The organism is Syntrophaceticus schinkii, from assembly GCF_000946815.1.
In the GTDB taxonomy this organism is placed as follows: domain Bacteria; phylum Bacillota; class DSM-12270; order Thermacetogeniales; family Thermacetogeniaceae; genus Syntrophaceticus; species Syntrophaceticus schinkii.
On the sequence record NZ_CDRZ01000171.1, the window covers coordinates 1 to 9,949 of the forward strand.

Consider the following 9,949-nt stretch of genomic DNA (forward strand, 5'->3'; position numbering starts at 1 on the left):
GAAGAGGAAGCAAACTAGCTGGATTGGTAAAACTGACCGAAGATGATGAAAGCCAAAGAGTGGAAAGGTAATTCTCCAAATCCGGCTTATGGCTATATATTAAGTGAGGATAGGCAGTATTATGTGAAAATCCGGATGCTTATCCTACACTTCATTTTATCATAGAGAAGTATATAGATGGTTGGGGACAGCAAAAACTTGCAAAATATTTAAACAGCAAAGGAACACCTGGACCCCGGGGAAAAGGTGGCATTCAACAGTATCAGAACAACAGAAGCGTGACAAAAGGACCGTCCTCGCGTCACGTTTCACGCTCCTTGACAAAAAAATACTTACGAGTATAATGATATTTACAATTACATATGCGTATTTTTCCAGGTGCCCGCAGGGGAGAATAGGGAACCGGGTGTGATTTCCCGGACGGACCCGCCACTGTAAGCAGATACGATCCTGGCACAGCCACCGGATGGTTTACCATTCCGGGAAGGGACAGGGGAGGTTAAGCTGCTAAGTCAGGAGACCTGCCTGAGAAAACTTAATCACGCCTCGCGGTGGGGTAGTGTTAAGCTGGGTGATGGTAAAATCCACGCTGATTTTCAGTGTGGATTTTTTATTTTAAAAAAACGATTGGAGGGAGAGTTTTGTCAGAGACGGTTTATCAGGAAAAGGTGATGGAAGTTGAGCCGTTTGGAGTCGAAAAGATTCCGAAGGAAGAGCGGCATGGGCAGCCAAAGCAGATGTTTACACTTTGGTTTGCCACCAATCTCAATGTGGTTACTTGGTTTACAGGGTTTTTGGGAATTGAGTTTGGGCTGTCGCTCAAGTATGCCATTCTGGCTATCATCATCGGTAATGTTGCTGGTGCGGCGTTTTTGGCCATGACATCGGCAATGGGCCCCAGTCTGGGGCAGCCGGTCATACCTGGCAGCAAGCGTATTTTTGGTAAAAAGGGTGTTGCGGGGCTGTCGTTATTCAATTTAATGAATAACACCGGCTGGTTGGCAGTTAATTTGGTGCTGGCGGTGATGGCGTTGCAGAAGATATTACCTCTGGGTTATCATGCCGCACTGATCATTTTGACACTGGCCAGTTTGCTGATCGCCATTTATGGTTACAACTTTATTCATACCTTCACCCACTGGATGTCGATTATTGTAGGGTGTTTGTTTGTGATGGTGACTGTGGTAGCCTTAAAAAACCTCCCGGCTGTGATTGCAGTAAATGGTCATAGTGCAGGAGGGTTTAGTTGGGGAGTATTTATCCTTGCTGTTGCTGTTACTTTTTCCTACCAGATCAGCTATACTCCCATCGGAGCCGACTATTCCAGGTACTTACCTGAGAATACCTCGAAGTTTCAGGTCTGGCGGTTTACTTACCTGGGGATGTTGGCTGTTACCATCTGGCTGGAGATTCTCGGTGCCTTGACTGCATCGCTGGGGACGCAGACAGGCCCTATGGAATTCTTCTCTACTCTGATGGGTGTCTTTATGATTCCCGCTCTGCTGACCATCATCCTCAGTATTTTTCCGATCAATGCGGTTGCTATGTACAGCGGTGGGTTGGCTATGCAGGCCATGGGCATTCCGATCAAGAGGTGGCTTTCTGCAGTTGTGATTGGTGGAACTGCAATGCTGCTGGTTTCTTTTGGCTACGGTAAGCTGGCAGATACCTACAGCAACTTTCTGCTGCTTCTTTCCTACTGGGTGGCACCCTGGCTTGGGGTGGTGCTGTGCGATTTCTTCTACCGCCAGCTAAAGCCCGAACTAGAGCGGTGCTCACACGGTTGGGCGGGGATTCTTTCATTTATCTGTGGTGTGGTGATCTCGATTCCCTTTATGAATTCTGTGCTCTATGTAGGGCCGCTGGCCAAGAACATGGGGGGAGCTGATATTAGTTATTTCCTGAGTATGATTGTGAGTGGGATGATCTACCTGGGTATTTTAAAGATGAAAAATGCCGATGTATCTGTCAAAGTACCAGCCAACGCGGAAAAATAGTGGGAAGCAGGGGGACGTTTCTTTTGCTTCCTTATCGTTAACACATTTTCCAGGCAGATACCCATGTTGCGCAAGTGGCACCATCACAGGATGAAAATGCAACATCTATTTTCAAAGTTACAATAAGCAATAAAGCAAGCCTGGTGGTAATAGAAGTAGGAAGTCGGAGTAGATGTGCACGAAAATGATGAGGGAGGACGTTACGATGGTAGTGCAGCTTCAGGATGTCATAGATGGAATCAAGCCGCTCAGCAAGGATTGGAGAAAAAGAGCCAGAGAGCGCCTGAACAACCTGGCTATTCCCATCGGCAGTCTCGGCCGGATGCTGGATCTAGCTGAACAGCTGGCAGCGATCAAGGAGACTTTACAGCCTTCTGTGAAGAAGAAAGCGATTGTCACCATGGCTGGTGACCATGGTGTTGTGGAAGAGGGGGTAAGCACCTGCCCTCAGGAGGTCACTCCTCAGATGGTGTACAATTTTGTGGCCGGTGGCGCGGGGATCAATGTTCTTGCGGAAGTGGCCGGGGCAGAGGTGACTGTGGTGGATATGGGGGTTGCCCAGGACTTTGAAGATCTGGTGGCACAGGGAAAGATCCTCTCCCACAAAGTTGACTATGGGACAGGAAATATGGTCAAAGGACCGGCGATGACCAGAGAGCAGGCTGTCCAGTCTCTGGAGGCTGGGGTGAACATCGCTGCAGGTCTTGTCCGGGAAGGTGTCGAATTATTAGGAACAGGAGATATGGGAATTGGGAACACAACCCCCAGCAGCGCTATTTTCGCTGCCTTCACCGGCCGTCAGGTATGGCAAGTTACCGGACGGGGCACCGGGATCAGTGAACAGGTGCTGGAGCATAAAATTCAGGTTATTGAGAAGGCGCTTCAGGTTAATAAACCGGATCCCAATGATCCCCTGGATGTGCTGGCCAAGGTGGGGGGCTTTGAAATCGGCGGTATTGCCGGAGTAATTCTCGGTGCTGCCTACTATAAGGTGCCTGTAGTGGTGGATGGTTTTATCTCTACTGCAGGGGCACTGTTGGCCCAGCGTATTGCACCACAGGCTGTTGATTACATGATTGCCGGGCACTGTTCCATGGAGTACCCACATCAGATGATGCTTGAAGAGCTGGGGCTTTCCTCGGTGCTCAGCATGAACATGCGCCTGGGTGAGGGCACAGGTGCTGCATTGGCCATGTGTATCATAGAGGGTGCTGCAGCAGTGATCGGAAAGATGATGACTTTCGAAGAATGCGGGGTTGCCAGGAATAAATCGAAGGAGTATGTGCAGTGAAATTACCGTTTCAGAATTTTGAACCCCAGGAGGCGGGTCCCCAATACTTGGAGGACCTGGCTACAGCTTACTGGTATTCAGAGGTGCTGTTTACGGCTTTGGAAAATGACCTGTTCACCATTCTGGCTGAAAAGGGTATGACCTCCGGTGAACTGGCGGATCACCTGAAGTGGGATCCACAAGCGACAGAGCGCTTTTTGCGAGCGCTCTGCTCCATGGGGCTGTTGTGTCTGTATGAGGAGCAGTACTCAAACACTGTTCTAGCCGGTAATTATCTGGTGCGGGGGAAGAAGTATTACCAGGGGGAATCGATCCTCTGGCGGAAGTACCTGAGTGCAGGATGGCGGGAACTGAACAATTGCCTCAAAGCCGGGGGAAGGGTATCTTATGCGGATGATGCCGATGGTGTGGAACTGGAGCAGCGCATCAAAAAATATATCAGGGCAATGGATAATGTAGCCCGTGCCAAGGCCCTGGAGGTTGTCCCGATCTTTGCCAGGCTCTTTGATGAGGGGGAGATCCTTGATCGTAGGGGCCGGTTCCGGGGCAGTGGCTGCGGGTTTTCTGGAGCATTTTCCAGGTATGAAGGGGACACTGGTGGATCTACAGCAGGTGATCCCGGTGAGTGAAGAGATGATCAAGGAGAGGGGGCTTACGGGCAGGGTGCAGTTCCAGGGGGCTAATATCCTGGAGGCCTGGAACCTGCCGGAAAAGCACTTTGATCTGGTTATCCTTTCCAATATCGTGCATGCCTACTCTGAGACGGAGATTTCGGGAATCCTGAGTCAGGCTGCCCGGGTGTTGAAGCCTGGCGGTTATCTCCTGGTCCACGACTTCTTCCTGGAGCATTCTCCTGATAAGGCAGCACTCTTTGATCTCAATATGTTCATTAATACATATAACGGCAGGACCTTTCCGTCAGGCTGGGTGGTGGAGCGGCTTCAAGAAAACGGCTTGCAGTCAACTGATCTGATCCCCCTGCAGTCAGATACGGGTGTGATCATAGCCTCCAGGGAAAGCTCTGCTCTTGACAGGTTGGCCCTGGATCCTGTTGACCGGCTGCTGCATAAAATCAGGTCGCTTGGTTTTCGCGGGGCTGTTCCCATTGCTGCCAGGGATGTGCAGATAGCAGACTGGGTTCCGCTGCGCTGCCGCTTTGGGTGTGAGTTTTATGGTACTCCCCACTGTCCACCGCATTCACCATCTCCAGACGAGACCCGGAGAGTACTCGCTGGTTTTAGCAAAGCCTTGCTCCTGGAGGGGGAACCACCGACCAGGGATTTTCAGAAGCTCGCCCTCAAGGCAGAGCGGGCGGCTTTTCAGACAGGTTACTACAAGGCTTTTATCTACTGGGCGGGACCCTGTTCCCTTTGCCATGAGTGTTCGCCTGATGGGGAGTGCCGCAATACCCGGGATGCCAGGCCTTCAATGGAAGGATCCGGGATCGACGTCTTTGCCACAGCCAGGCAGGCGGGGTTTTCTCTGCGCCCTTTATCCAAAACTGATGACTATGTCAAATACTTTGCACTACTGCTGTTGGAGTGATAAATATGCGTGTTTTAATGGTACAAACACCTTCTGTAGAAACATTTACTTCGGAAAAGGTCTACCCCATCGGGATCGTGCTGCTGGCGGGAGTCTTGAAGAAGAAGGGGCATCAGGTGGAGATCCTTGACCTCAACCTGGATCATGACCCTTATGGGGTGCTGCAGGAAAAACTACTGGAATTCAGACCTGAGGTTGTCGGTTTTTCTCTGCGCAACATCGATCCCTTGGGGAACAAGAATACATCACTGATCCCCCAGTTTACTGCTGCTGTGCGCCTGACTGCTCTTCTTCTACCCGAGGCACTCCTGATCGCCGGTGGGACAGGTTTTTCCCTTTTCCCGGAGCGGATCATGCAAGAACTGTCGGAGTTGGACTATGGAATCGTGGGGGAGGGGGAGCACTCTTTTCCCGCACTCCTGGAGTCACTGGGTTACCCAGTACAGCTGCCTGGACTCTGCTATCGTGAAGGGGAAGAGGTACGGCTTCTGCCTCCCTCAACAGATATTGATATGGCCTGCTATCTTCCCCCAGACCGGACATTGTGGGACATTAAACCATACCTGGATCTCAACAACTACACACCATCGATCGGGATCGAGACCAAGAGGGGATGCCCCTTCAACTGCTCTTATTGTGTTTACCCGCAGCTGCAGGGGAGGCATCTGCGTCGCCGCAGTGCCGCGGATGTGGTGGATGAGGTGGAGTTTCTGCATAAAGAGTATGGAGTCAAGCAGTTCCACTTCAATGATCCTGTGATAAACATCCCCCGGGGTCACCTGGAGGGGATCTGCCGTGAAATCTTGAAAAGAAAGCTAAAGATCAGGTGGGATGGTTTCTTCCGGGAAGACCATCTGGATGCGGAGAATATCGCTCTTTTTGAGGAAGCGGGGTGTGAGTGCTTTTCCTTCTCCCCGGATGGGCTCTGCCAGGAAGCCCTGGATGTGCTGGGAAAGCAGGAGACCGAGGATGATATCCTGAAGGCAGCTCGCCTCGCTGCCAGTCGGGATGTGCTCAGTGTTTACCACTTTATGGTCAATGTTCCCGGGGAGAATCAGCGGACCATCGAAAAGGGGGTGCAGATGTTGGAGAGGATCTATGACCTGCATGCACCCAAAAGAAATCTGGGGACGATAGTGCTCAACAACATCCGCATCATGCCGGGCACACGGATAGAAAAGATCGCCAGGGAGGAGGGTGTGATCACACCGGATACGGACCTGCTTTATCCTGTTTATTTCAACCCCAGGCCCTATGACACCCTGCGTTACCGCTTGGAATCGTTTCATTTCTGCAAGAATGTCTTTATGTGGAAGGGAGTAGATGATAAATGAAAGTACTGCTGCTAGAGCACCCACGAACTATATCACAGGAGCGCTGCAATGATATCGCCAATACTCCTCTTGCCTCCTGTCTCTTGTCTGGATCGATAGCAGGAGTGATTCAGGATGACGGACATGATGTCAGTATTATTGAAGGCTATCTGGATAACCTTTCCTATCAAGAGATAGAGGAACAGGTAAAAGACGTATCACCTGGGCTGCTGGGTGTGAACATGGTTTATCACTGGCAGGGGGATCAGGAAATAATTACCTTCCTGGAAAAACTGAAAAAGGACGGTGTTGTTCCTTATGTTGTTGTGTATGGTTATTACCCCACCTTTGCTTATGAGAAGATACTGAAAAATTGTCAGGCAGTTGACGCTGTGGTGCTGGGGGAGCCGGAATTGACCTTTGCTGAACTGACCGCCTCTTTGTCCCGGGGCCAAAAGCCGCAAGATCTGCCGGGGCTTGCTGTGCGGGATAGTGCAGGAGTGCGGTGCAGGCGCCGGGAGTTGATTGAAGACCTGGACAGCCTTCCTTTTCCGGTGCGCACAGAAGCGATGATGCGTATCTCTGAGGTAAATCTTCAGGGGAGCCGCGGCTGTTACGGAAGGTGTACCTTCTGTTATATCAACCCTTTTTACGGAACAGGTTCTCACTGGCGGGGACGCAGCCCGGAGAACATAGCAGTGGAGATTGATGAGATTATAGCAAAATGGGAGAAACGGGAGTTTTATTTTACAGACCCCAACTTCTTTGGGCCAGGTGAGCGGGGGCAACGGAGAGCACTGCGCCTGGCATCCTTACTCAAAGAAAGGAAAATTACGTTTGGTATTGAAGCCCGGGTCAACGACATCCACGATGAAACGATCAAGGCTTTAGTGGATGCCGGGCTGCGAAATATCCTGATTGGGCTGGAAAGCGGCCGTGATGAGTCACTGAAGAGGCTGAACAAGATGACAACAGTTGCCCAGAACGAGCGAGCCCTGGAGATCCTCAGGATGCATGGTATTGAGCCAAATGTAGGGTTTATCATGTTTGAACCCGACTCCAATCTGGAGGATATCAGGACCAATTTCGAATTCTTAAAAAGAAATCACCTGCTTGAAAACCTGGCCATCACTGCCAATGTGCTTTACCACCACCAGATTATCCTGATGGGTACCACAGCTTTCCAACAGCTCAAGAGTGAAGGACGGCTGCAGAATGTGAACTCTTTCTATGAGGGGACAACACCTTACCGGGATGATAGTGTGGCGGCTTTAGCGGATCTTATGCGCCGCCTGACGAACATTGTTTTTGACCGCATGGACGGGATTTGGAGCAGGCGAGTGAAAGAACCTGAGAATGCCCGGGAAAGGTACGGCAAGATCAATCAGCTCCTGGCCAGCAGATTTGAAACTGCCCTTTCTTTCTTGGAATCCGGACAGCTTCTGACCAGTGAACTAAGAGATGAGCAGGAGGCTAAAGACGCAGCTGAGATCGACAAAATCATGGGAAGCAAGTGATGCACTGGGGACGGGAGCGACCAAGCCAGGTCGTGACACTCAGTGGGTGGGAATCCCACCGGGCAAGGTTTAGCCAACCACCCGTAGCCAGCCTTGGAGCATAGCTGGTAACAGCTATGTTTAAGCGTAGGCAGGCGAGACAGCGGGCCGAAAGCCGCAAGGTTGAAGGGATTGAGCTTCGAAATAGTGCGAGATGGGAAGGCCGATTCATTCCGTCCTGAAGAAGGCAACATTTCGGCAGGCGATAGAGGCGAGCAGGCCGGAACTTCCCCGGAGTCAAAGACCTTGGCACGCTGTACACAGTTGGTTCACGGCAACTTGGGAGACCCTGCGGGCTCTTCCGAAGAGGGAGTATGGCAGACAAGCGATACAAAGTGAGGAAGCCAAAAGGCGCGCAGGGAGTCGGATTACTGCATAGTACCGATGAAGCAGGGTAACTCCTGTAGAGGAAAGGCAGTAGCGGAGTCATTACCCTTGGAAGGGGAACACGTAACTCACCGGAGGAGAGTAAATAGTGGAAACGAAACTGACAAGGATAGCGGAGAAAGCGAGAGAAAACCCAAAGCTAAAATTCACAACACTAGTCCATCTAATCAATGAAGAAACGCTCATGGCAGCCCATATGGGCATGCCGGAACGAAAAGCGTCCGGGGTGGACGGAGTAAGTAAGGCAGAATATGAAGAGAGTCTAGAAGCCAATGTGAAAGACCTGGTAGCAAGGATGAAGAGACAGGCCTACAAACCGCAAGCGGTGAGGCGGGTCTACATTCCCAAGCCAGGAAGTAACAAAATGAGGCCACTGGGCATACCGGCATATGAAGATAAGCTGGTGCAGGTGACGATGGCACGCATATTAAACGCCATCTATGAGCAAGACTTTCTAGGCTGTTCATACGGATTCAGGCCAGGGCGGGGATGCCATGATGCGCTAAAAGCACTAAATGCCATCATCGAAAATCGACCAATAAACTACATAGTTGATGCGGACATTAAAGGTTTCTTCGATAACGTAGACCACAAATGGATGATGGAATGCCTAAAACTGCGCATAGCAGACCCAAACATGCTAAGACTCATCGCACGCTTCCTCAAAGCTGGAATCGTAGAGGCAGGAGTAAGCTACGGTACACCAGAAGGGACACCGCAAGGGGGAGTAGTGTCACCGATACTGGCAAATGTCTACCTGCACTACGTACTGGACGTGTGGTTCTACAGCACAGTGCGGAAGCACTGCAAAGGAGAAGCCCACATGGTCAGATATGCAGATGACTTCGTATGCTGTTTTCAGTATGAAGAAGATGCCCGATGGTTCTACAATGCACTGCAGAGTAGGCTGAAGAAGTTCAACCTGGAGATAGCTGAAGAGAAGAGCCAAATAATAACCTTTGGACGACAGGCAGAGGCCAGGAGTCGAGCAGGGGGAAAGAAGCCCAAGACATTTGACTTCCTAGGGTTCACCCACTACTGCAGCCGGAGCAAAAGAGGCAAGTTCAGAGTGAAGCGGAAGACAAGCAGCAAGAAATACAGAGCTAGTATTCTGAGATGCAAAGAGTGGCTTAAAAAGCACAGGAACATGCCTGCCCCGTATATTTGGTGGCTAATCAGACCCAAGCTATGGGGAAACTACCGCTACTATGGTATAACCGACAATGCTCCGATGCTGTATAAATTCCTCTATGAGGTAGAAAAGCTGCTCTTCAAATGGCTAAACCGTCGCAGCCAGAGGAAAAGCTTTGATTGGGAAAAATTCAGGCTATTTCTCAAGAAATTTCCACTGCCTACACCCCGTATATTTGTGAATATTTACGATGTCAGGGTAAGAATCTTTGCGTGAGATCCGTGAATAATGACTACGGAGAGCCGTATGCGTTAATAGCGCACGTACGGTTCGATGAGGGGTAGGGGATACAACTGCTAGGCCAGTAGCGCACGGCCGGGATACTAAGGCACTGCCAGACGAAAGGGGCAGTATAACGGACTGTCCTGACCTAAACGCTACCAGGCGGCAAGAGACCCCGCCTACTCTACTTCCTCGGCGCATTTCTGATGCAACGGATGCACCGGGGACGGGAGCGACCAAGCCAGGTCGTGACACTCAGTGGGTGGGAATCCCACCGGGCAAGGTTTAGCCAACCACCCGTAGCCAGCCTTGGAGCATAGCTGGTAACAGCTATGTTTAAGCGTAGGCAGGCGAGACAGCGGGCCGAAAGCCGCAAGGTTGAAGGGATTGAGCTTCGAAATAGTGCGAGATGGGAAGGCCGATTCATTCCGTCCTGAAGAAGGCAA

General features: G+C 50.9%; 8 protein-coding genes, 1 pseudogene and 1 riboswitch. All 9 genes and pseudogenes read left to right on the forward strand.

Annotated elements, in window-relative coordinates; translation table 11 throughout:
• Positions 1–146 precede the first annotated feature (146 nt).
• Positions 147–344, forward strand: a pseudogene (locus tag SSCH_RS21845) (recombinase family protein); the annotation flags it as partial.
• A gap of 15 nt (positions 345–359) precedes the next feature.
• A riboswitch (cobalamin riboswitch) is annotated at positions 360–543 on the forward strand.
• A gap of 98 nt (positions 544–641) precedes the next feature.
• Positions 642–1,997 carry a purine-cytosine permease family protein gene (locus tag SSCH_RS06975; protein ID WP_044664843.1) on the forward strand — a complete coding sequence of 452 codons (1,356 nt, stop codon included), beginning with the start codon at positions 642–644 and terminating at the stop codon, positions 1,995–1,997.
• A 205-nt stretch (positions 1,998–2,202) separates the two neighbouring features.
• The gene (gene cobT, locus SSCH_RS06980; protein ID WP_044664844.1) at positions 2,203–3,288 is read left to right on the forward strand and encodes a nicotinate-nucleotide--dimethylbenzimidazole phosphoribosyltransferase; all 1,086 of its coding nucleotides are present in this window, start codon (positions 2,203–2,205) and stop codon (positions 3,286–3,288) included.
• Complete coding sequence (locus SSCH_RS20135; protein WP_232294274.1) at positions 3,285–3,917, forward strand: methyltransferase family protein; 633 nt, start codon at positions 3,285–3,287, stop codon at positions 3,915–3,917. Before cobT ends, SSCH_RS20135 begins: the two co-directional genes overlap by 4 nt.
• The gene (locus tag SSCH_RS06985) at positions 3,811–4,833 is read left to right on the forward strand and encodes a DUF2284 domain-containing protein (protein WP_232294275.1); all 1,023 of its coding nucleotides are present in this window, start codon (positions 3,811–3,813) and stop codon (positions 4,831–4,833) included. Before SSCH_RS20135 ends, SSCH_RS06985 begins: the two co-directional genes overlap by 107 nt.
• A gap of 5 nt (positions 4,834–4,838) precedes the next feature.
• Positions 4,839–6,167, forward strand: a complete 1,329-nt coding sequence (bzaD, locus tag SSCH_RS06995; protein ID WP_044664845.1) for a B12 lower ligand biosynthesis radical SAM protein BzaD — start codon at positions 4,839–4,841, stop codon at positions 6,165–6,167.
• A complete protein-coding gene (locus SSCH_RS07000; protein ID WP_044664846.1) occupies positions 6,164–7,663 on the forward strand; it encodes a B12-binding domain-containing radical SAM protein in 1,500 nt (499 codons plus the stop codon). The genes bzaD and SSCH_RS07000 overlap by 4 nt, the downstream gene beginning before the upstream one ends.
• 171 nt (positions 7,664–7,834) lie before the next feature.
• On the forward strand, positions 7,835–8,041 hold the full coding sequence (locus tag SSCH_RS07005; RefSeq protein WP_198142174.1) for a hypothetical protein: 207 nt from the start codon (positions 7,835–7,837) through the stop codon (positions 8,039–8,041).
• Between the two features lie 136 nt (positions 8,042–8,177).
• A complete protein-coding gene (gene ltrA, locus SSCH_RS07010) occupies positions 8,178–9,497 on the forward strand; it encodes a group II intron reverse transcriptase/maturase (RefSeq protein WP_044664847.1) in 1,320 nt (439 codons plus the stop codon).
• The last annotated feature ends 452 nt before the right edge of the window (positions 9,498–9,949 follow it).

Bases quoted from the DNA above. Each gene is read 5' to 3' on its own strand.
- cobT (WP_044664844.1), top strand. From the start codon at position 2,203: ATGGTAGTGCAGCTTCAGGATGTCATAGATGGAATCAAGCCGCTCAGC.
- bzaD (WP_044664845.1), top strand. From the start codon at position 4,839: ATGCGTGTTTTAATGGTACAAACACCTTCTGTAGAAACATTTACTTCG.
- SSCH_RS07000 (WP_044664846.1), top strand. From the start codon at position 6,164: ATGAAAGTACTGCTGCTAGAGCACCCACGAACTATATCACAGGAGCGC.